General features: G+C 31.9%; 17 protein-coding genes. 16 read left to right on the top strand and 1 reads right to left on the bottom strand.

The genetic code is table 11. The features are described 5' to 3' along the window. The first annotated feature begins 128 nt into the window (after positions 1-128). From CD129_RS08445 to CD129_RS08370, 16 genes are all read left to right on the top strand, one after another. Complete coding sequence (locus tag CD129_RS08445) at positions 129-968, top strand: TnsA endonuclease N-terminal domain-containing protein (RefSeq protein WP_115337136.1); 840 nt, start codon at positions 129-131, stop codon at positions 966-968. Then, entirely contained in the window at positions 965-3121 is a 2157-nt protein-coding gene (locus CD129_RS08440) for a Mu transposase C-terminal domain-containing protein (protein WP_115337137.1), read from the top strand. Before CD129_RS08445 ends, CD129_RS08440 begins: the two co-directional genes overlap by 4 nt. Further along, positions 3096-4784, top strand: a complete 1689-nt coding sequence (locus CD129_RS08435) for an ATP-binding protein (protein ID WP_115337138.1) — start codon at positions 3096-3098, stop codon at positions 4782-4784. Before CD129_RS08440 ends, CD129_RS08435 begins: the two co-directional genes overlap by 26 nt. Positions 4785-4804: 20 nt before the next feature. After that, the gene (locus CD129_RS08430; protein WP_109349738.1) at positions 4805-5617 is read left to right on the top strand and encodes a hypothetical protein; all 813 of its coding nucleotides are present in this window, start codon (positions 4805-4807) and stop codon (positions 5615-5617) included. A gap of 34 nt (positions 5618-5651) precedes the next feature. Beyond that, positions 5652-7490, top strand: coding sequence for a TnsD family Tn7-like transposition protein (locus CD129_RS08425; protein ID WP_115337139.1), 1839 nt, complete (start codon positions 5652-5654; stop codon positions 7488-7490). After that, positions 7471-9006 (top strand): Tn7-like element transposition protein TnsE, encoded by a 1536-nt coding sequence (locus CD129_RS08420; protein ID WP_115337140.1) that lies wholly within the window; start codon positions 7471-7473, stop codon positions 9004-9006. The genes CD129_RS08425 and CD129_RS08420 overlap by 20 nt, the downstream gene beginning before the upstream one ends. 298 nt (positions 9007-9304) lie before the next feature. Continuing rightward, positions 9305-10303: a restriction endonuclease gene (locus CD129_RS08415; RefSeq protein WP_243832019.1), complete on the top strand. Its 999-nt coding sequence runs from the start codon at positions 9305-9307 to the stop codon at positions 10301-10303. Positions 10304-10305: 2 nt separating this feature from the next. Further along, positions 10306-14787 (top strand): Eco57I restriction-modification methylase domain-containing protein, encoded by a 4482-nt coding sequence (locus tag CD129_RS08410; protein WP_115337141.1) that lies wholly within the window; start codon positions 10306-10308, stop codon positions 14785-14787. A gap of 485 nt (positions 14788-15272) precedes the next feature. Then, positions 15273-15575 carry a metal-sensing transcriptional repressor gene (locus CD129_RS08405; RefSeq protein WP_078358455.1) on the top strand — a complete coding sequence of 101 codons (303 nt, stop codon included), beginning with the start codon at positions 15273-15275 and terminating at the stop codon, positions 15573-15575. 13 nt (positions 15576-15588) lie between these two features. After that, positions 15589-17973, top strand: a complete 2385-nt coding sequence (locus CD129_RS08400) for a heavy metal translocating P-type ATPase (RefSeq protein ID WP_115337142.1) — start codon at positions 15589-15591, stop codon at positions 17971-17973. Between the two features lie 161 nt (positions 17974-18134). Further along, complete coding sequence (locus CD129_RS08395; RefSeq protein ID WP_107509160.1) at positions 18135-18740, top strand: DedA family protein; 606 nt, start codon at positions 18135-18137, stop codon at positions 18738-18740. A 26-nt stretch (positions 18741-18766) separates the two neighbouring features. Next, complete coding sequence (locus tag CD129_RS08390; protein WP_107509161.1) at positions 18767-19216, top strand: GNAT family N-acetyltransferase; 450 nt, start codon at positions 18767-18769, stop codon at positions 19214-19216. Positions 19217-19349: 133 nt separating this feature from the next. Beyond that, positions 19350-20141: a VOC family protein gene (locus CD129_RS08385; RefSeq protein ID WP_078358446.1), complete on the top strand. Its 792-nt coding sequence runs from the start codon at positions 19350-19352 to the stop codon at positions 20139-20141. 100 nt (positions 20142-20241) lie between these two features. Next, complete coding sequence (locus CD129_RS08380) at positions 20242-21024, top strand: ABC transporter ATP-binding protein (RefSeq protein ID WP_107509162.1); 783 nt, start codon at positions 20242-20244, stop codon at positions 21022-21024. 75 nt (positions 21025-21099) lie between these two features. Then, positions 21100-21954, top strand: coding sequence for an HAD family hydrolase (locus tag CD129_RS08375; protein WP_107509163.1), 855 nt, complete (start codon positions 21100-21102; stop codon positions 21952-21954). A gap of 183 nt (positions 21955-22137) precedes the next feature. Further along, positions 22138-22794 carry a haloacid dehalogenase type II gene (locus CD129_RS08370; RefSeq protein ID WP_107509164.1) on the top strand — a complete coding sequence of 219 codons (657 nt, stop codon included), beginning with the start codon at positions 22138-22140 and terminating at the stop codon, positions 22792-22794. Between the two features lie 91 nt (positions 22795-22885). Here CD129_RS08370 and CD129_RS08365 read toward each other — a convergent pair whose 3' ends face one another. Then, positions 22886-23833, bottom strand: a complete 948-nt coding sequence (locus tag CD129_RS08365) for a hypothetical protein (protein ID WP_078358442.1) — start codon at positions 23831-23833, stop codon at positions 22886-22888. Positions 23834-23990: the final 157 nt, after the last annotated feature.

Genomic DNA, 23990 nt, shown 5'->3' with positions numbered 1-23990 from the left:
GTGTTGATTTGAAACAAAGTCGTACCGTTTCTAAAAAAGATGTACCGTTTTGAATAAAGTTGTACCGTTTGTAAAAAAGTTGCACCGTTTTACCCCTTTAGATTATAGTGGTCTAAAGGGGTGTTTTTATGTCAAAAAGAACTAGAACATCTAAAGTTGAAAAATGGATAAAAGAAGGTAGAGGGTCTGGTATCGGTGCTGAATACAAGCCTTGGTTGAACATTCAAGACGTTTCCTCACTTGGAAGATCTACACGTTTAAAAGGTATTAAAACTGGTAGGCAACATGAATTTTTATCGGACTTGGAACGAAATTACTTCTATTTAACTGAATTTTCGGATTCTGTTGTGGATATTCGAGAACAATATCCGCTGTTGCCGTTAGAAGAAACACTTGTCATTGCCAATGAATTAGGAATTAAACATCCAACTGATCCAAAAACGAATGAACCGATTGTCATGACAACTGATTTTTTATTAACAGCAGATAAAGGTGAAGGTAGAGTAGAGCTTGCCAGAACAATAAAAATGAAAGATGAACTTTTAAAAGAACGGGTTCTTGAGAAGTTTGAAATTGAGCGTGTTTATTGGAAAAAAAGAGGTGTGGACTGGGGGATTGTGACGGAATTAGAAATACCTAAAACACTAGCACGAAATATTAGTTATATACATGACTATTATGATATTCAACAATATGATGCATTTCAAAATATCGATTGGCAAACTATTGAAGATTTATCAATGGAATTATTGAAGAGAGTGTTAGATAAGGATAGCAGCATTCGAGAAATCACAAGTGTGTTTGATAAAGAAGTGCATCTGCCTTTAGGTAGTGGAATGACATTGTTTTATCATTTGTTAGCTCAAAAAATCATTCAAATAGATATGTTAAATCCACTAAATGTAGAAGAAACTATGGTTATTCAAACCATTGACGAAAGTAAATTAAAGCAGGTGAAATATGGATGATTTATATTAATCAGGTGTTGCAATCTGTGAAAGATTCAAAACGAATACGCATTGTTGAAATCAAAGAATCTTATGTGTATATCGTTAATGTTGATGCTATTACCTCTATGCCTAAAAAAGAGCTGTTCACATCGTTTTTAACAGACGTAGAACAAAGAGAATGGATTATTATTACGGATCCATTTGCACGTGTAATTGAAGATGAAGACTTAACGGATATTCAAATTCAGAAACGAGATTTAGATTGGGGTATTGTTCAAAAATATTGTTTAAAACATATGAATGATTTGTTTCAGAAGAGTGGTAGGGAAAGAAAAATTAAAGAGATAGCTCAGGAATTAGATGTCACACCTACAAAAGTAAAAAAACTCCTCAGTCGATACTGGCAGCGTGGGATGAATAAGAATGCGATGTTACCTGATTATGCAAAATCCGGTGGTAGAGGCAAAACTAAAAAGTTAAGTAATGATAAGGTTGGTCGTCCGCGTAGAATAACCATAAGTGGAGAACAGCGAAGCGGGATTAACATAACAGACGAGGTTAAAATACAATTTGAGCATGCGATTAATAAATATTATCGAAAAGCTAATAACTATTCTTTAAAAGACGTATATCATTTCATTTTGAGAGATTTTTATTCTACGCGATATAAAGAAAATGGTGAGATGCAATATCGTATATGGGAAAGCAGTTCAATACCGTCGTACAATCAATTTTATTATTGGTTTAAAAAATTAGAAGACCCTAAAAAAGATATGACATTTTGTATGAGTGCGAAAGAATATGAGTTAAAGCACCGTCCTATTTTAAGTAATTCTAAAGTTGAAACAAATGGACCAGGTACGAGATTTCAAGTTGATGCAACCATTGCGGATATTTATTTAGTGAGTTCTTTTGATGCAAATCGAATTATTGGTAGACCTGTTGTTTATGCAATTATTGATGTTTATTCTCGCATGATTACAGGGCTATATGTCGGACTTGAAGGACCGTCTTGGCTAGGTGCTATGATGGCTTTAGATAATATGGTGGCTAATAAGGCGGATTTTTGTAAACAATATGGAGTAGATATTGCAGAAGAACAATGGCCGACACATCATTTACCAGAAGTAATCATTGCTGACCGAGGAGAATTTGAAGGTTATTCGGTTGCAGGGCTCATTAATAACTTGAATATCAAAATTGAAAACACGACTGCCTATCGAGGAGATTTAAAAGGGATTGTTGAGCGTAAATTCCGTACGATTAATGGGAAAGTTAAGCAAAAAGCTCCTGGTGCTATTCAAAAAGAGTATAGAGAACGAGGAGATCGAGATTATCGATTAGATGCTACATTAAACTTAAAAGAATTTACAGCACTAGTTATTACAATGATACTTCATCATAATCATAAAATTATTGATAAATATCCAATGGAAAAAGAGATGATTACAGATGAAATTGTACCAACACCTATTAATTTATGGAATTGGGGCGTACAAAATCGTAAAGGGCGTTTAAGAACAATAGACAGAGAGATTTTACGATTAAATGTGTTACCAAGAGGTAAAGCCACTATATCTAGAGCAGGTATTAAATTTAAAAATTTATTATATGGTTCAAAGCAAGCAATTGAAGAACAATGGTATGCAAAGTTGAAAAATAAAAGCATTGATATTGTCTATGATCCCCGACATTTAGATAAAATATATATTCCAAATGATGATGGTATGGGTTTTGAAACGTGTATATTATTAGAGCCGAGTCAGCAGTATCAAGAAGATTTTTTAGAAGAAGTTATATTTCATCAACAGTTGCGTTACGAATTAGAAGAAGAGAACCGTTCGAAGCAAGTACAACTAACCATTAACGCTGATACGATGATGGATCAAATAATAAAATCGGCTGTCAAAAGAAAAAAACAAGTTACGCACCAACCTACAAGTAAAAAAGAGAAACTTGAAGCTATACGTGATAATAAAAAAATCGAAAAAGAAGCGAATCGGAATAAGGAAAAGTTTGATTTAACCCCTACAGTAGCTGAACATTCACCAGAAATTATAGATTTTGAAACAGGAACAAAATTAGAAGAGCCTCCGCCTAAAAAATCGTCAACACGTCTTATGGAAAAATTGAAGAAGAAACGAGATGAACAGCTTGGAAAAGATGACTAATGTAGTTTTAAAAGGCAACTTTGAAGAAGCTGAATACAAGGAACAGATGTTGTCGGAATACAGTAGAAATCCTTTCATTGAGGCGCTGTCACCCATTTTTGACGAGGATGACGTACTGGAACGTTTTATGGTGACACCACGAATCACAAATCAAGATAAGCAAAGTGCCACAAACATTCGCTATCATGTGCTTAAACGTATAAAGAATTTTATTCAGCCATTACCGATTCATTTCGAAGTGGAACGTCGATTATCTACGTTGATTCGTAGAGGTTATTTAGCTAGAAATCCTTTAGATAAAACTTTTTTGGAGCGTATTCGCGTTTTACATCAATTACGAGAAGATGAAGAAGAGGCACACAAATATATAGATGAACGTTTGAATTATATTCGCTCCACAGCAGATAGCTTATCTATCATTGGCATTTCAGGTATCGGAAAAACGACAGCGATTGAGCGATTATTGTTGATGTATCCACAAGTGATTAAGCATGAACAATATGAAGGGGAGCCGTTCAATCGTACACAAATCGTCTGGTTAAAAATAGATTGTCCTTACGATGGGAGCCTTTCAACACTATGTAAAAGCTTTTTTAAAGCGATTGATGATTTATTAGGAACGCGTTATTTAGAGAAGTTCGGATACTTAAATCGTGTAACATCGACTATGTTGTTACATATGACATCGTTAGCGAGTATGTATGGTGTTGGCGTACTTGTAATTGATGAGATTCAACATTTATTACATGCAAAAAATGACCAAGAAGAGATGCTTAATTTCTTTGTAACCTTGTCTAATACGGTTGGTGTTCCGACAGTTTTAATTGGTACGTCTAAGGCGCAACAATTATTCAAAGGTAACTTTCGGCAGGCTCGTCGTGCAGCTAGCGATGGTTCAATCATTTGGGATCGTATGGATGAAAATAGTGAGGAATGGGATTTCTTTTTAGAAACATTGTGGGAATTACAATGTCTTAAAACGAAATCAGAGCTCACAGATGATGTTAAGAAAACTTTTTATGATGAATGTCAGGGAATTACTTCCGTCGCGGTAAACCTATTTATATTGGCTCAAGAAAGAGCGTTATATGATGAAGCGAATGAAGATGAAAAATTGACACCAAGAGTCTTAAAGAAAACGGCAAAAAACGATATGAAGATTATTCAGCCAATGTTGAATGCCATTCGTAAAAATGATTTGCGAGCTATGTACAAGTATGAGGATATTATGATTAATCTGGATGAGTTAATGCAGAGTCATAAAAAAAGCACTGAGTATGAAGGTCGAATTAAAGAGGCAATGAAAGAGCGGAAAAATACTTTAGCATACAAGCGCCAAGAGTTGATTGAAGGTTTGAGCGAAGAAGTTGCAGCAATCGGTATTTTTGATGCGTTAACTCCGAGTGACATTAAAGAAGCTACAAAGAAATTAGTAGAAAATTCATCGATAGAAATGGATTATAACCTACTGAAAACACAACTTATTCCTAATTTAATTGAGTTGAATGAGAAGGTTAAGGAGAAGAAAGTGCAGGCAGTACCTTCGAATAAAGTATTACCTCTGTTAGATGCTAGGGAGAAGGCACTGAAACAGAAGAAACATGTGTATGAAGTATTAAAGGAAAATGGTTATATAAAGAACCTAATTGAGGAATTTCATTGAAATGATAGGGGAGATTGGTTATGGGGGAGAAAAAAGAATTAGTAAAGCCGCTTGTAATTGAGTCAGTAATAGATGCTGTTAGTTCGCAAGGTGCTGAATTAGTTAAATCAACAGGTATGGGTATGATAGGATCAATTGCTACGGATGCAGTGGCATCATTTATTCCGGGGCTAGGCAATGCGTATATGAGCTACAAACAATCACGTTTACAAAGAAACTTTAATACTTTTGAAGAAGAATTAGTTGGAAGAATAACTAGATTAGATGAACTTTTTAAATTAAAAAATACTGAGCAGAAAGAAGAACTTGATCGATTATGTGAATTGGTTCTTGGATATGTGGGGGATGAACCACAAGAAGAAAAAATTAAATATTTAGTAACAGGCTTTATGAATATAGCTGAACACGAGAAAATTACAGAAGATTTTGTATTAGTTTTTTATGATATGTTAAGAGATTTAAGAATTATAGATCTTACTGTTTTGAAGTTATACGGAAAGAATTATCTTAACGAACCAGATGAAAACGTAAATAATTACCAAGATGTTTTGGACGTACATGGTATCTCATATGAACAGTATGAAACTATAAGAAGAAACTTAGTACGAAAAGGGATATTAACGACTAAAACAGATGTAATTTTAGAGAAAGATTTAGAGGAGATAGAAAAGGCGATAAACGAATTGCAAAAATCTTTATCAATGGCTACAAATCCTAAAAACAAATCTAAATTACCAACATTAAAAAAGGTAAAACTTAAATCTAAAGATAGACTTGAGCTGACGAAGTTTGGAAAAGATTTCATTAGATATTTTTTAGAAGAGCTTAGTTAATAAAAAGTTGATGACTACTTTAGGAGGTAATTAAATGCTACCCTTCTTCACTAATCCATATCCAGATGAATTATTGTATTCAGCGATTGCGCGTTATCATTTTTATACTGGAAATCTTGATTGTAAAGATACATTAGAAGAGTTGTTTGATAGTCGTTCTGTGATACCGAGTGTGGAGATTGGTAGCCATTTTACTAATTTAGTAGAGAAATTAGGACCTCAATATTCGGTGGAGGGTTTATTAGGCAACCATACGATTTACCCTTACTACGCTTCATTTTTATCTAAACAACGACAGTTAGAGATTTTAGAGGATGTCAAAAATAATGGACAGGCTTTATATACAAGGCTTGGTATTGTAGCTGGAGGTATTTGTCGTAAAGAAGGGTTATATTACTGTGCTCTATGTGCCAAATCTGATGCTGAGAAGTATGGAGAACCTTACATTCATCGTGAGCATCAACTACAAGGAATAAGTTACTGTGCACACCATGAAGTTCCGCTGAGGGAGTATCCGATAACAAGTGATAGTCGCATTGAATACATTCGTTTTGAGTTACGTTATATGAATCTATCGGAGCTATACGAAGTGGATCCACATGAAGAGGTAGCTATTCAATTAGCAAAACAGGCATATAAATTATTACAAATACCGTTACATTCATTAACGAAGGTAGAAATAAGCTCGATGTATAAGGCTTTATTGAGAAAGAAAAATTTAATTACGGCAGCAAATCATGTTAGACAACAGGACTTGTATCAAATGATAAAGCTAAGTTTATCTGAGGAGCTTTTAACGAGCTATGAGAGCAATTTTAATGAAGAAGATGAATATAATTGGGTAAAAGTATTAACTCGTAATTCAACGAGGCATGTGCACCCATTACGCCATTTATTAATGCTTTTATATTTGAAGCAAGATGTAGGAGATTTGATAGTAGATAATGATCCATTTGGAAAAGGTCCGTATCCATGTTTGAACAAAGCTGCAGGACATTATAAAAAGTTAGTCATATCATCTGTAGAAGTTACAAATGATTCTAAATCAAAAACACCGATTGGAACATTTCATTGCACTTGTGGATTTGTGTATGCTCGTAAAGGTCCAGATAACACTGTGGAAGATCAATATAGAATTGGTAGAGTAAAAGCTTTTGGGCCAGTGTGGAGTAGAAGGTTGAAAGAATTGATGATTTCAGTTAGGAGTATTCGATCTATCGCAACGGAGTTAGGTGTAGATTCTAAAACGGTTAAGAAATATGCAGAAAATCCCTCGCGAAAATCAGTTAGCACAGTTAAATCAGCTAGACTAGAAACCTATCGTAACGATATGTCTGAAATAACGCGTGCACAGCCGCAGTTAAATCGAACTGAAATAAGGAACGAATTATATAAACAGTATATGTATTTATATAGATACGATAAAGAGTGGCTAATGGCTAACTTACCAATCCAGCGAAAGCATACAGAACCGAATAGACTTGTGGATTGGAACGCGCGAGATCTAGAATATGTGCAGCGTATAAAGGTGTTACATCAGCAGTTATTAACAATGGAGAAGCCTGTTCGAATAACAAATTCTTTAATTGGGAAGCGACTAGGGGTTACAGCAAATCTACAGAGGAATTTGGATAAGTTACCGAATACGAAAGCTTTATTAGATGGGGTAATAGAAACTGTTGAGTCATTCCAAATTCGACGTTGTTGTAAGGTGATTGATCGAATACTAGAAGAAGACGGTGTAATCAAACTCTGGAAAGTGCAGCGATTAGCGGCAGTAAAGTCGCATCATTTTCATGAAATAAAAGATGTGTTATCTAAATATATTCAACAAAGCCAGGATGTGAAAAGAGATGAGCAGCAAAGTATATAAGTTGAAAAACTGGCCGTTCCCCAAAGGAGAACCAGCTCAATTAATTTGGATTGGTTCTCCTTTTAAAGCTGAAAAGAAAATGATGGTCTATGTGCATTTTAGAGCAAAAGGGAAAACTAAAAAAATCGCAATAGATTGGGGAGTGTTACCAGCATTAGCTATTCAACATATGTATATAGAAGGTGATTTGCGTTATAGTTTACCACCAGACAATTTAGAAGAGATTGATTTGATGATTTTTCCGCAATCAGTTCGTTATACAGAACGGGAATGGGTTGTACAAGGAACGAATGATCAAGATATATCACGTAGTTTTATAGTGAATTTTAATAATAAATCATATATATTGCCGTTAATCGAAGTAGTACGTAGCATATTGGCTCCAAATCGTTTTTTATTATATCGCTTATTTGAAATGAACTCTTTTCCACAGTATTTCATTGAAAACTATACAGAAGGACAAATTCAGTTGAGTTTTTCTTCTCAATATAATCTGAAATACACGGAAAAAAGTTTTTTATATCAACTGGTATGGCTATTAGGTAATCGGGATTTAAGAAGAACGTTCGAAAATATTGCCTATACATTTTTAAATACAAATGAATTGAAGTTTGAGTGGGTATTCCGACAACCAATTTCAATTAAAGCGGTTGTAAAACTCACTTCATATGGAGGGACAATTTTAAGAATAAATGAAGTGAAGAGTAAGGAAATACCTTTTGAGGTCATATCATTTTCACATCCCGAATTATCAAAATACGAAAAATCTAACGAGCCTAAGAAATATACGATGCGTGAATTAAAATCATCTACTGAAGAAAGGGAAAAGATAATAGATGAAATGGTAGAAGGTACAACAGAGGATTTTGAATTAATTGAAATGAATAAACAAGTTCATAAATACACTGAATCACCAAGTATTGTAAAGGTTCAAGGTAAATCAGCAAAGCAACGAACATACGAAGATGAAAGTACGAAACAATATACATTTAAAGATACAGGAATTCGTTCAGCATCCGATACAGGTGGTAATCGTTTAGCTCGAGGAATTGAAAATCAATCTTTACAACAAGTCCAGGCAGAAGGAGAATTAGGTGAGTTTGTACATGTATTGCAAGAACTAGTGGATTACAAAGAAGTACAATTTATTACTATACAGATGAGTTCATTGCCAATAGGAGATGGGAAAAGAGTATTTAGCTATTTGGAAGATGGTGTAACATCTCGTCAGTATGCATTAGCGACAGTTAGTTTGTTTAACGGCAACGAGTTTAAAATTTTAGAAGTAGAACGAGAAAATCGTGCACTATCTATGTTGCTCCTATCTGCTACAGTATCGGTTAATTGGAATCAATTGATTGATGGTTTGTTATTAAACCTAGTGAATAGTAGTGGAACGTGGGAAAGAGATGTACTTGAAAGTCTGGGACAAAGAAATGTAGTCGTACGAAAAGCAAAGCATAGTAAGAAGGGATATAAACATAGAGCGAAGTTGTTGTTTAATAAAATGATGTAATATGCAATCTTGTTATTTGAAATAACTAACTTTTATTATTAATTAAATGTTGGACTTACCCCTGTCAAGTAGACAGCTATAAAAAGACTAAGTAGCCATCTGGTGTCGATATTCTATCGGTGCTAGGTGATTGAGTCGTTTTTGGAAATGTTGGAGCAAAAGAGTCAAATGTAGAGGTTCAGAGAGGAGATTTTGATAAATTAATTTAAAATCTATTATGATACAATAAAATTAATTAAAACTTCATTTTAAGAATTAATACGTGCTTTATTAAAAGAGCTTCGGAAGGAAGGTAGCTGTGCAAGATAATAGGTCAAACGAAAATCGACTATCATTATTTGGAAATGAAATAAATAGAAATTTAAAATCTGCAGATATATCTGAAAATAGTGTACGTGAAAAAATGCCAGAGATTTTAGATATATTATTAATCGATCGAACTTTAACGACGGAAAAAACTATAAAAAATATTATTTGGGCTAACGAAAATTATGTGAATAGGGGACGTGAAAATTATGGGCCAACTGCACAAATAAAACCTGAATTAGTGACTGGGAGAAATGGTCAATTAATCATGCCCCGTGTTTTAAAAACTCAAAAACTTCAAAAAGAGAGAACAAAATCGAGTGCGGAAGTATTCACACCTATTTGGATTGTAAAAAAACAAAATGATCTAGTAGATAAAGAATATTTAGAAGACGATTTAGAAACATATGCAAGACGTACATGGCTTGAAATAACATGTGGAGAAGGCCCATATATGGCAACACGTTATGATACTGTTACAGGTGAATCGATATCTATAAATAAACGGGTGGGCTTTGTAGATCGAAAATTAACAAGAATTAATACTAAGATTACTGATAAAGCTGAATGGCAACGTTTAGTTGAATTAGCGTACCAAGCAAGTTACGGTTTTGAGTGGAATGGTGACTCGTTATTGTTGGCTCGAGAAAATCTTTTATACACATATCGAGATTATTATGTTGATAAGTGGCAACAAGAACCATTATATGAGGAATTTAAGAAAATTGCTGTGATTATAAGTTACAATGTTTTTCAAATGGATGGGATAGCGAAAAAACAGGGTATTCCAATGAAAAATTCTGGATTGTATTATATTTCACCATTGTCAGAAAAAATAAAAAAAACAAAAGAAGTTCAAATGAGCTTTGATTTTATATTTGAAGAAGTTAATGAAGAAGTGGAAGATTTTAAAATTATTCCAGGTAAAAGAGTAAAAATAATGAATTGGGAAACAAAAAAAATGGAGTATTTTGATAAAGGGGCCAATTGACTGTGAGTGAAACATTTGAAAGATTTGATATTCAATTGAAGAAATCTAACTTTGAATTCATGAAATTAGATAGTGATTTAACAGAATTCTATAAAATAGCTACACAAGCAGAATTAGATTTTGCTTTAAAAGCTTTTGATAATACATTAGTGAATGTTAGAAAAATAGTAGACTCATTGACAAGCTTAATAATTGATTTGAATTATGATTTTGTACCGAATAGAGCAACATTTAATGATAAATTATCGATCATTAAATCTAAAAAATATGATATTCCATCAGCAATTATTGATCTTTTTTATGACATAAAAAGTAGTGGGAACATGGGCGCTCATAGTGTAGTGGACGATGAAGAATTAGCTTATAGAGCTTTAAATCAATTAAGAATAATTTTGCAGTGGTATATTACTACACAGAATGATATTAAAATTATTAGAAGTGAATTTGTTGAACCGACTGTAGTATCAAGGTTCAAAAATAACAGGGAACGTAAAATAGTTTATGTACAAACAGCTGACAATAATAGTGGAAATTGGTCAGTGTATGAAGGTAATGAAAAAATAGGTGAAACAACAGCTCCTGAAGAAGATCAAGAAGAAAACTGGTCACCTAATAGTGATTTTTTACAGTCAATAACGAAAAAAAGAATTAATAGTTATATGAAAACATCAGGGGTTCCCGCAAAAATTAGTTGGACAGAGTTAGCATGGATTAAGGAATCTAAACGTTGGTTTAGCGACAAAGATGTTCATGAGGTATTGTTACGGTCAGGTTATAAACGTTCTGAAAAATTAGATGGTACAGAATGGTTTGAAGTAGATTTAGAAACTGCAAAAGCTGCTATAAGAGCTGTAAAAGAAGATAGAAGTTCTATTGGTAGTAAAAATGATATCGATTTACCTAAAATTAATTTGCGTTCTGAACAAACAGCAGCTGTAAATCAAGCAACTAAAGCATTCAAAAAACATAACAAGGTACTTTGGAATGCTAAAATGCGTTTTGGTAAAACGCTTTCTACTTATGAGTTAATTAAAAGGAACAAGTATGAAAAAGTTTTAGTAATGACCCATCGACCAGTTGTTTCAGATTCCTGGTTTGAGGATTTTAAGAAAATAGAAATGGCTAAAGAAGGATATGAATATGCTTCGAAAATAAAAGGTGAAAAAGACTTAAGAAAATTGGCTAATGGTAAAACACCTTTTATTTATTTTGTGTCTATACAAGATTTACGTGGTGCAATTGAAGTAGGAGGTAAACACGAAAAAAATAGTGAGTTTTTTGAAATAAATTGGGATTTAATTGTCGTTGATGAAGCACATGAAGGTACACAAACAGATCGTGGTGATAGACTTTATGAAAGTCTTATGAAAACAGAAACTAAAATGTTGGAATTATCAGGTACGCCTTTTAATATCCTTGATGAATTTAGTGAAGAACAAGTATTCACTTGGGATTATATTATGGAGCAACAAGCTAAAATTCGCTTTTCACTAGAGAACCCAGAAAAGGTTAATCCATATGAAGCATTACCTGAAGTAGAAATGTATACATTCCAAATGGCAGTGGATAAACAATATGAAATTAGCGATAAATATTTTGATTTCGCGGAGTTTTTTAAAGTAGAAGATAATAGTGGGAAATTTGTACATGAATCGTCGATTATTAAATGGCTTGATCAAATTTCAACAGACGGAAAGACCAATTATCCTTTTTCGACTGAAGAATTTAGAGAAAGTATTCGACATACACTTTGGTTGCTTCCAAGTAGAGCATCAGCTAGAGCATTGAAAGAATTGCTAGAACATCACGTTGTTTTTAGTGAATATTCTGTAGTGAATATTGTAAATGACAATGATAATGAAATTGCTGGTGAAAATGATAAAGATTTGGTACGTGTTCGTAAAGTGATTACAGACAGACCATCAGCAACAAAAACAATCATTCTAACAGTTAGGAAATTAACAACAGGTGTAAATATTCCTGCTTTAAATGGCGTAGTATTTTTAAACAATACTACGAGTGCGCAAAATTATCTTCAAGCAGCTTTTCGTGCACAAACACCATTTTCCGATGAAATTCTAGGTATGAAGAAAAAAGCCTATATTTTTGATTTTGCTCCAGATAGAGCATTAAATATATTAGCAAAATCCGTATCAATGTCACCTAAAGCAGGTGTTTTAAATACGAATGACCAACGAGATAAATTAGGTACACTCTTGAATTTCTTACCTGTTCTTGAACAATCAGGTAATGAAATGAAAACTTTCTCAGTAGATAAGATGATGCGTCAATTGAAGAAAGCGTATGCTGAAAGAGCGGTTTTATCTGGATTTGATGATGCGTCTATTTATAATGATGAGTTATGGGAAGTTGCTCAGGAAGATATAAATTTGTTTAACGACTTGAGTGGCAAATTAGGAAAAACACAACAAACCAAAGCTACAAAAAAAATTGATGTAAATACAACAGGTTTAAATGAGCAAGAACGAGAAAAAGCAAAAAGGGGAAAGAAAAAGCCTAAGAAAGAACGCACTCCAGAAGAACAAGCTGCAATAGAGGTAGAACAAAAACTGCGTAAAGAACGTAATAATATGATTTCTATTCTACGAGGTATATCTATCAGGATTCCATTAATGATTTATGGTATGAATTTAGACTTAGATAAGGATATTACGCTAGAGGATTTTATAAAACAAGTTGATGATGTTTCATGGGAAGAATTTATGCCTAAAGGTATTAGTAAGTTTGATTTTATGAAATTCAAAAAATTCTATGATCCTGAGATTTTTATAGAGGCGGGGCACCGTATTCGTCAAGCAGCAGTGTCTGCGAATAATTTAAGTTATCAAGATCGAATTGAAAAAATAACGTCTATTTTTTCAGGATTTAAAAACCCTGATAAAGAGACAGTTTTAACACCATGGAGAGTGGTTAATCTTCAATTAGGTAAAACGATAGGTGGATACAACTTTTTCGATGAAACGTATAGAGAAGCTCTTGATGATGCTTCTTTTAGATATATTGATAATGGGGAAATTACTAATAAAATCTTTGATAAAGAGACAAGGATTTTAGAGATTAATAGTAAAACAGGTCTTTATCCATTGTATATGGCATTTAATATTTATCAACGTCGCTATTTACAAGAGAATATAAATTGGAGTAAAACAGATTATATCCAAAAAGATAAAGCGTTGTGGCAAGAAGTATTGGAAAATAATATTTTCGCACTAAATAAAACCCCTATGGCAAGAACTATCACTTATAGGACGTTAAATGGTTATGAGGTAAATGAAAACTTTGAAAAGAATTTAGTTTACATTGAAGATTTGCCGAAGAAACTTAAATTAAATCTACAAGAAACAAAAAATGAAATATTAAAAAAATTTGGAGGTAATAAAGTGAAGTTTGATATTGTAGTTGGGAATCCTCCATACCAAGAATCTTCAGATTCAAATAATAGACAAGATCCAATTTATCAACATTTCTACGATTTATCAGAGATTATTTCTGATAGATATTGTTTGATTTCACCTGCTCGTTTTTTATTTAATGCTGGATTGACATCTAAAGTATGGAATAAAAAAATGTTAAATGACAAGCATTTAAAAGTAGAATACTATATTCAGAATTCGAATGAAATTTTTCCTAATACAGATATTAAAGGAGGAGTTGCAATTCTTTATAGAGATGATAATAAAGAGTTTGAGCCAATAAAAGAATTCATACCAAATGAAGATTTAAGAAATCTTGCTTCATATTTTAAAAATAGTATCGAAAATTCTTTACCAAGTATTATGTATGGAGGTAGATCTGATTTAAAATTCAACAGTAAATTTTTAGAGGATTTTCCCAATTCTAAAAGAGATAGATTACTGTTTATTCAAATAAAAAAACCAGAAATAAAAGTTTTAGGACAAAATGAAGAATATGAAATTAAATCATCTACTTTTGAAGCACTTCATTATGTTTTTGAAAATGAAGAGCCTATTAATGCAGAAGAGTACTATAAGATATTAGGTCTTTATAATGGAAAAAGAGTATGGCGTTGGGTAAAAAAAGAATATCTTTCACTTCGTTATCCTGAAAAAAATAATATTAATAAATGGAAAGTTTTTATTCCGAAAGCAAATGGGAATGGAGATTTTGGAGAAATCCTAAGTACACCATTAATAGGTGCACCTTTTGAATCGGCAACACCTACATTTATTAGCATAGGTTCTTTTGAAACTGAAATTGAAGCCAGGAATACTTTGAAATATTTGAAAACCAAGTTTTTGAGAAGTTTATTAAGTATATTAAAAATTACACATGATAATCCGCCATCTAAATGGTCATATATACCTGTTCTAGATTTCACTAATAATTCAGATATTGATTGGTCGAAAAGTATAGCTGAAATTGATTTGCAAATTTATGCTAAGTATAATTTATCTCAAAATGAAATTGATTATATTGAAAAGAATGTAAAAGAGATGAGTTGATAAAAAACTTTCGTTTTTAAACCTATACTTTAAGGACACCTGATTTTAGGTGTCTTTTTTGTTTTATAAACGTATTATACTGCTAATAAACGCTTATAATTAATGATATAAATTTACAAACGCTTATAATGGTAATATGAGCCTAAAAACATTTGTAGCTATTATTCATAATAGCATTGTACAACGCTTGATTTCCGAAGAGGTTGAAATAGCTATTTAGTTTTAATCAATCTTTTTTATAAAAATTAAATACAGCTCAAAACCAAACCCATATATTTTGATCAATCTTTGTTCAAAATACATGGGTTTCTTCTATTATAAAATCAACGTTTACAGCCAACTTTTGATCAATCTTTATTTCAAACCAACAGCTGGGACAATTAATTTGTCCCGGCTTTTTTCATTATTATGTTTAAATTGAGCATTCACATTGAAAAATATACGATAGGGGGGTATAGTTGTATTTAAAGAGAGGACGTGAAGTTATGAGTGAGTTTTTACATGAACATACAGTAACACCAAGAACTAAAGAAGAGAAAGATAAAGTTATAAATAGACTTAAGCGTATTGAAGGTCAAGTTAGAGGAATTCAAAATATGGTTGAAGAAGATAGATATTGTGTTGATATTCTTGTACAAATTAGTGCCATTCAATCTGCATTAAAAAATGTAGGATTTGCTGTTACTGAACGTCATATTAAACATTGCGTTACAGATGCTATTCAAAACGGAGAAGGTGAAGAAACAATTGATGAATTGATGAGTGTACTTAAGCAATTTTCTAAGTAAGGAGGTCAACTAAATGAATGAAGACAAACAAGTTACTATTGGCGTAACAGGTATGACATGTGCTGCATGTTCAAGTAGAATTGAGAAAGTCTTAAACAGAATGGACGGCGTAGAAGCACAAGTGAATTTATCTACTGAAAAGGCTTCTATTAAGTTTAATGATGATTCAACTCAATTATCTGATGTAACGAAAAAAATAGAAAATTTAGGCTATGGTGTTTTGACTGAAAAATTAGATTTAGATGTTTATGGTATGACATGTGCTGCATGTTCAAGCCGTATTGAAAAAGTTTTAAATCGTCAACAAGGGATTGAAACTGCAACTGTAAACTTAACAACTGAACAAGCGAGTGTTGAATATAATCCAGAGTTAATCGATGAAAAGTCAATTATTGATAAAATTAAAAATATTGGCTATGATGCAGAGTCTAAAAATGATTCAAAAGACAAAAAGACATATAAAGAAAATGAAGTTAAACAAATGAAAATAAAACTTATTGTTTCAGCGATTTTGTCATTACCGCTTATATTAACGATGTTTGTTCATTTATTTAATCTTCCAGTGCCACAAATGTTAATGAATCCATGGTTCCAATTTGTATTAGCAACACCTGTTCAATTTATAATTGGTTGGCAATTTTATGTTGGAGCATATAAGAACTTAAAAAATGGTGGTGCAAACATGGATGTGCTTGTTGCATTAGGGACAAGTGCAGCATATTTTTATAGCTTATATGAAGCGATAAAAACAATTGGTAGACCAGATTATATGCCTCATTTATATTTTGAAACAAGTGCGGTATTAATCACTTTAATATTATTTGGAAAATATTTAGAAAAACGTGCTAAAAGCCAAACGACAAATGCATTATCTTCACTATTAAGTTTGCAAGCTAAAGAAGCAAGAGTAATACGAAATAATGAGGAAATCATGATACCAATAGAGAATGTAGCTGTTGGTGATATTTTAAGCATTAAACCAGGCGAAAAGATACCTGTAGACGGTATTATTCAAAAAGGGCGAACGGCTATTGATGAATCTATGATAACTGGCGAATCTATACCAGTTGAAAAGTCAATAAACGAAGAAGTTATAGGTTCTACAATTAATAAAAATGGTTTAATTAATATGAAAGCAACAAAAGTAGGAAAAGATACTGCGTTGGCATCTATCGTTAAAGTTGTCGAAGAAGCTCAAGGTTCTAAAGCACCTATTCAAAGGTTAGCAGATGTTATTTCAGGTTACTTTGTTCCAATAGTTGTAGGTATAGCTATTTTAACATTCTTAATTTGGATTACTTTAGTTGATGCTGGTCAATTTGAAAATGCACTCGTTGCGGCAATTGCTGTTCTTGTTATTGCTTGCCCTTGTGCTTTAGGATTAGCAACACCAACATCCATAATGGTAGGAACAGGAAAAGCTGCAGAAAGCGGCATACTATTTAAAGGTGGAGAGCATTTAGAACGCACACACCAATTAAATGCAATCGTATTGGATAAGACTGGAACAATTACAAAAGGTAAACCAGAAGTAACAGATTTTACAGGAGATATTGAGACATTGAAATTATTAGCTAGTGCTGAAAAAGGATCAGAGCATCCATTAGCTGAAGCCATAGTGGCGTATACAACTGAGCAAGATATAACACTAGCAGATGTAGAAGATTTTGATGCAATCCCTGGATACGGTATACGGGCATTAATAAATAGTGAGAATGTATTAGTAGGTAATAGAAAATTGATGTCACAAAACGGCATTGACACAAATATATTTGATGAAGATTTATCTAAATTAGAAACTGAAGGTAAGACAGCTATGCTAGTGGCAGTAGGTGGCGTTTTTAAAGGTATTGTTGCTGTAGCTGACACAATTAAAGAGAATGCACCTGAAGCTATTAAAATGTTACAAGATGAAGGTCTAGAGGTTATAATGCTAACTGGTGATAATGAGAGAACAGCTCAAGCAATAGCGAAACAAGTAGGTATTCATAATGTTATATCTGAAGTATTACCAGAAGAAAAAGCAGACAAAATAAAAGCCATTCAAAAAACAGGTAAAAAAGTAGCGATGGTAGGAGATGGTGTTAATGATGCACCAGCACTAGCTATAGCAGATATAGGTATTGCAATAGGTACAGGAACTGAAGTGGCAATAGAAGCAGCTGATGTAACGATTTTAGGTGGAGAATTATTGCTCATTCCAAAAGCGATTAAGATTAGCCATGCTACAATTAAGAATATTAAACAAAATTTATTTTGGGCATTTGGTTACAATACAGCTGGCATACCGATAGCTGCATTAGGTCTCTTAGCTCCATGGGTTGCTGGCGCAGCAATGGCATTAAGTTCTGTAAGTGTTGTGTCGAACGCGCTAAGATTAAAAAAAGTTAAATTATAATAAAACTGGATCCAAAATAAAACTGAAAAATATTCATTCTTAAGTCTGACTCTTATTATGATTGTTTTATTATATAATTAAGTTAAGTATTATTTTTGAAGGTTTATGTTATAGCTTGAAAAGGTATTTATATAAAGATGATAACTTAAAGGAGCAAATTAATGGAGAGTTGGATTACAAGTATCATGGAGCAATTTGGTTATTTGGGTATAGCCTTATTAATATTATTAGAAAATGTTTTTCCTCCTATTCCGTCAGAAGTAATTTTGACGTTTGGAGGATTTATGACAACTAAATCAGAATTAACAATAGTAGGTGTGGTTATTGCCTCTACTATAGGATCAGTTTTTGGAGCTGTTATTTTATATTGGATTGGTCGTATACTTAACGTTGATAGACTCGAAAGAATTATTGAAAAGTGGGGCAAGTATTTAAGATTAACGAAAGAAGATGTAAGAAAAGCTGATGCATGGTTCGATAAGTATGGTCCATGGACGGTGTTCTTCTGCAGATTTATTCCACTTATTAGAAGTTTGATTTCTATCCCAGCTGGTATGAGTGGTATGAATCAATGGTTGTTCTTATTATTAACGACTTTAGGTACACTTATTTGGAATTTAATACTAGTTATAGTTGGTGCTAAAGTTGGAGATAATTGGCATCAAATAGTTAACTATATGGATGTTTATTCAAACTTTATGTATGCGATTATTGCTATTGGAATCATTGTATTTATTATCTGGTTTGTTAAACGTAAGAAAGCTTAATAAATTGAAATGTTGTAGGTGAAGTAATGATATCATTATGTAAGTTTTTAACGGAAAGACATTATGAATTGTTATCTTTAGCTGATGACAATCAACAAGCGATTAATGATTATACTTTAAGAGGTAAAGTTTACATTTATGAGGAACAAGGTCAAACAATCGGTATTGTAGTGGGATTGTTAACGAGACCAAACACTTTGGAATTAGTTAATTTAGCTGTTGATCCTCAATTTCAAAACAAAGGGATTGGTCGTCAATTAATTGAACATATTATAACAGTCGGTAAAGAATTAGACTGTCATACTATAACTGTAGGTACCGGAAATTCTGGTATTGGTCAATTAAAACTTTATCAACAAGCTGGTTTTAGAATGAAATCTATAGATATTGATTATTTCATTAAATATTATAAAGATCCTATTTTTGAGAATGGCATACAATGTAAAGACATGGTAAGACTTGAATTAGAGATATAAAAGAACTGTTCATAGACGGACTTACTGATGAGTATGACGTTTATGGGCATTTTTTTAAACATATTAGTATACTTTTTATAGTATATAAAGTATACTAATATTATTGATAAAGAAAATAGAAGAGGTGTTATATATGTTTCATGGTAAAGATGCAACATTAGTTAAAGGTATCACGTTAAATGTTACAGATTTAGAGAAAATGACAGTATTTTATGACAATATAATTGGATTAACAATAAGAACTAAGAATGAAACAGAAACAGTATTTGAAATAGGTGATTCAGGACATACGATTACTTTGAAATTATTAGAAGATGGAAGAAAACCTAGTATAAGAGAAGCGGGTTTATTTCATATTGCAATATTACTACCTACAACAGCAGATTTAGCAGATTTCTTAATTCATGCTTCAAGATTAAATGTTCAGTTAGGGGCTGGTGACCATATAGTGTCTGAAGCACTATATTTAAATGATCCAGATGGAAATGGTATAGAAATATATCGTGATCGTGATGCACGTAACTGGGAATGGAACGATGGCAATGTTGCAATGGATACACATGAGGTGAATGCAGAAGCGCTAGTTGAACAAGCTTCAAATGAAGGTTGGAATGGAATGCCTGCTGATGCAAAAATTGGACATTTACATTTAAAAACAAATGATATTGAAGCGTCTAAAGAATTTTATTTAAATACTTTAGGTTTAAAAGCAGTAGTAGATAATTTTCCAAATGCTTTGTTTATGTCTACTAAAAATTATCACCATCATATTGCGATTAATACTTGGCAATCAAATCAAAAAAGAGAAGAATCAGACAATAGTTATGGTTTAGCAAATATAGTGGTACAAATGCCAAATGCAGAAAGCAAGATTCTAACTTCACCGGATGGTTTACGATTCGAAATAAACCCTGAAATACAATAAATTATAAATTACCTTCTGATCCAATCATCTTTAATATACTTAAACTTTCATGTACAATTAGTGAATATTATGAAAACAGTAAATTAAAGGGGATGTAAATATGCTTCTTGATTTGAAACATATTAACTGGATACGTGAAGGTAAATACATACTAAAAGATATTTCTTGGGAAATAGTTGATGGAGAGCATTGGGTATTGTACGGATTAAATGGAGCAGGAAAATCCACAATGCTTGATATTATTAATGCGTATACAGCGCCTTCTTCAGGTGAATTTGAAATATTAGATATGAAACAAGGTGAACTTGGATATTCAGCTGATGGTATTAGAAAGCAAATTGGTTATGTTTCTCAATCTTTATTTAAGAAAATGAGAAAAGAAGACAATGCTTTTACGACTGTTATTAGTGGTGCTTATGCGTCAATAGGTGTATATGAAGAACCAAGTAAACAAATTAAAGATAAAGCAAATGAAATTTGCGAAGCATTAGGTATTACCAAGGATTATATTAACCGAAGATTTGGGAATTTATCACAAGGTGAACAAACGCGTGTATTAATTGGTAGAGCTTTAATGTCAGAACCGAGACTTCTAATACTTGATGAACCAACAAATGGCTTAGATTTTGTTGCAAGAGAAGATTTATTGGAAAGAATTGAGAATATTGGTCAAGATAAAAGTGGTCCAACAATGATATATGTTACGCATCATCTAGAAGAAGTGTTGCCTGTATTTAAGCAAATTTTATTATTAAAAGACGGTAAGGTATTTCGATCAGGAAATATTAATGACGTTGTTAATGAAAAAAATATGAGTAACTTATTTAACATAAATGTTGATGTTTCATTTAAGAACAATAGACCAATATTATCTAAAAAGTAATATAAATCTAAAATATTGCCTTTATTATATGAGCATGAAATAATAGATATTGATAAATTATATGGAGGCATCAACATGACAACGCAAGTGGTTTTTTTAGATATGGATGGCACAATTTTAAATGAAGAAAATAGAGTAACTGATTATACTAATGAGATTATTCAAGAAGTTCGACAAAAAGGCATTAAAGTATTTATAGCTACTGGACGAGCTTATGATGAGATTTCATATTTGGTTCCTGAGAATTTTGAAGTTGATGGTATATTATCATCCAATGGTGCAGTAGGTTATATTAATGGCAAAGAAATATTTAAAAATCAACTACCGATGGAAACTGTACATAAACTTGTTGATTTAGCAGAAAAGCATCAAATATATTATGAATTATTCCCGTACTATAAAAATAGAATTGCATTAAACCGCGATAAAACATTGCTACTGTCAGAAATATCCACTGAACAAGCAGGAGATGTAGAAGCTAATGAATGGAAATCTCGGCAAGAAGCATTAAGCGAAAAAATAAAATGGGTCGATGAAATACCAGAAGATGCATATTCAAAGTTTTATTTTTTCAAAAAGCATAAAACAGAAATTAAAAAATGGGAAGAACTTATTCTACCAATGAAGGAAGAACTTAATATTTCTATTTCTCATTCTACACCATGTAATCTTGAAACGATGCCTATGGGTGTAAACAAAGCGACAGCAATAGAAGCTGCGTTAAAATATTTAGAACTAGATAAAGATGTTAAGACATATGCAATTGGTGATAGTGACAATGATAAACAAATGCTAGAACATGTTGATTACCCAATAGTTATGAAAAATGCACCAGATCATATAAAAGAATTGGGTAAAGAAGTAACAAGAAGAACAAACGAAGAAAATGGTGTAGCTGACTACTTAAGTAAGAAATTTTTAATAAACTAAATTATTTAAATAACAAAATGATATTCAGGCTGTGATAATTAATTTATCCAGTCTGATTTTTATTTATAGTGACTTTATAGATCGTCAATCCCGCAAAATATATTGATAGCAATATATTTTGCGGGATTGTTTTATATTCGTTTGGATATAATAAAATGAAAGGATTTATAAGGAGTGATTATTATGATTAAAACGGTCGTTTTCGATATATATGGAACTTTATTCGATATAAATAGTGTCCAAGAAAAGTGTGAGAAATTATTTCCTGGAAACGGAGAAAAAATAGCTAAAGCTTGGCGTCATAAACTTATAGAATATACTCATGTTAGACAGCTAGTAGATCAATATAAACCATTTAGTAAAGTTATAAAAGATTCACTCGAATATGTACTTGATAGAAATGATTTTGACTATTCATTAAGTGACGTAAATGAGTGTGTGGAAGAGTATTATCGCTTGCAAGTATTCCCTGAAGTAACTCAATCATTAAATGATATATCACATATCGATAAAGTTATATTTAGTAATGGCAATCAAGAAATGATTCAAAAAGTATTGAAACATTCAAATATCGATAGTAGCTTTAAACATATTTTAGCGCTTGAAGAATTTGGTATGTATAAACCCAATTCTAATGGATATGTATTATTAGAAGAAAGGATTCCATATGAGAAACAAGAAATTCTGTTCGTATCATCTAATAAGTGGGATATTGTCGGAGCACAAAAGTTTGGATTTAAAACTGCATGGATAAATCGTAATTTTAGTGAGTTTGAATATATAGAAGTAGAGCCAGACTTTGAATTTCAATCGATATATGGCGTTAAAAATTTGATGTAAGAAAAATGGAAGGAGATAAAAAACAGGGGAAGCGTTCGTAAAGATAAATAAAAAAAGAGCTCAAAATTAATTGAGCTCTTAAAATTTAACTTTAGTTATTTTTTGGATAAAGTGCATTTTTATTTTTATGATAGAAGTTCATAAGGCTACCATATAAGAAGTAGAATACTGCAAACATAAATAGGTAGAATAGTATATAACCTATAATTGCGAATAATATTTGTATCACACTTGGCATCAATGAAACAATAACTGCTGCTATAATTCCAATGATTGCTATGATAATATACGCTGCTACAATATAAATTAAATTACTGAATAATAACTTCCAAGCACTATGAGGTCCCTTACTTGTTATGTTCCAACCGATTGAGAATTTAGTTATTGTAGGTAATGATCTTTGATCAATATGGACAAGTACTGTGTTAACTATAAAGATAACAAAATAATATAAAGGTATAAATAAGGCAAATAATACCAATATCATAAATAACATGATTACGATGAATGATATAGACATTGCACCAATACCTTCACTACCTGAACTTGGTTGCAATAACGCCATTGAAGTACCAAATATTGCGAAGAATATCACTTCTACAATAATGACAACTATGTAAACAATGAAATACATTGCTACACTAATTAAACCAATAATTAAAGTTAGCTTTAATGTTTTAACATAGTTTCCTTTTTTTAAGAACATGAATAAATCACTAAAGCGTGGGCTAATGCCTAAATCTGTATCTTTATAGAATTTTAGAATTCCATAAGCTATAGGGATTAATATAAAAATATACATCAGAATAAATAATATAAACCCTATGACCATTGAGATTAGAAATGTTGCTATGCCACCGCCTGATGGTTCACCTGAAAAGTCTTGTGATGCCGCTAAAGAAAATCCTCCAATTATAAATGCAATACCCGGAATTAACATTAATAGAACCATAATAATTGAGGAAAGGATTGTTAATAAAATTGTTTTGATATGTAAGCCTTGTCCATTTCTATAGTAGTCCAATTGGAATTTGAACATAAGATTCACCTCATTGTTTATTTGTATAATTAGGGTAACATAAATAACATTGCAAATGTCATTTAATTGTCAAAAATATTATAATAATTACAAACTTTTAAAAGAAGGTAATAAGCACTTTGTTTGATATCGTATTAAATTACTCATATATTTAAAG

Source organism: Mammaliicoccus fleurettii, from assembly GCF_003970575.1.
In the GTDB taxonomy this organism is placed as follows: domain Bacteria; phylum Bacillota; class Bacilli; order Staphylococcales; family Staphylococcaceae; genus Mammaliicoccus; species Mammaliicoccus fleurettii.
This window is presented reverse-complemented; position numbering and strand designations above follow the sequence as displayed.

Bases quoted from the DNA above. Each gene is read 5' to 3' on its own strand.
- CD129_RS08405 (WP_078358455.1), top strand. From the start codon at position 15,273: ATGAGTGAGTTTTTACATGAACATACAGTAACACCAAGAACTAAAGAA.
- CD129_RS08420 (WP_115337140.1), top strand. From the start codon at position 7,471: ATGAGCAGCAAAGTATATAAGTTGAAAAACTGGCCGTTCCCCAAAGGA.
- CD129_RS08375 (WP_107509163.1), top strand. From the start codon at position 21,100: ATGACAACGCAAGTGGTTTTTTTAGATATGGATGGCACAATTTTAAAT.
- CD129_RS08380 (WP_107509162.1), top strand. From the start codon at position 20,242: ATGCTTCTTGATTTGAAACATATTAACTGGATACGTGAAGGTAAATAC.
- CD129_RS08390 (WP_107509161.1), top strand. From the start codon at position 18,767: ATGATATCATTATGTAAGTTTTTAACGGAAAGACATTATGAATTGTTA.
- CD129_RS08440 (WP_115337137.1), top strand. From the start codon at position 965: ATGATTTATATTAATCAGGTGTTGCAATCTGTGAAAGATTCAAAACGA.
- CD129_RS08445 (WP_115337136.1), top strand. From the start codon at position 129: ATGTCAAAAAGAACTAGAACATCTAAAGTTGAAAAATGGATAAAAGAA.
- CD129_RS08435 (WP_115337138.1), top strand. From the start codon at position 3,096: ATGAACAGCTTGGAAAAGATGACTAATGTAGTTTTAAAAGGCAACTTT.
- CD129_RS08385 (WP_078358446.1), top strand. From the start codon at position 19,350: ATGTTTCATGGTAAAGATGCAACATTAGTTAAAGGTATCACGTTAAAT.
- CD129_RS08370 (WP_107509164.1), top strand. From the start codon at position 22,138: ATGATTAAAACGGTCGTTTTCGATATATATGGAACTTTATTCGATATA.
- CD129_RS08425 (WP_115337139.1), top strand. From the start codon at position 5,652: ATGCTACCCTTCTTCACTAATCCATATCCAGATGAATTATTGTATTCA.
- CD129_RS08365 (WP_078358442.1), bottom strand. From the start codon at position 23,833: ATGTTCAAATTCCAATTGGACTACTATAGAAATGGACAAGGCTTACAT.
- CD129_RS08395 (WP_107509160.1), top strand. From the start codon at position 18,135: ATGGAGAGTTGGATTACAAGTATCATGGAGCAATTTGGTTATTTGGGT.
- CD129_RS08400 (WP_115337142.1), top strand. From the start codon at position 15,589: ATGAATGAAGACAAACAAGTTACTATTGGCGTAACAGGTATGACATGT.
- CD129_RS08430 (WP_109349738.1), top strand. From the start codon at position 4,805: ATGGGGGAGAAAAAAGAATTAGTAAAGCCGCTTGTAATTGAGTCAGTA.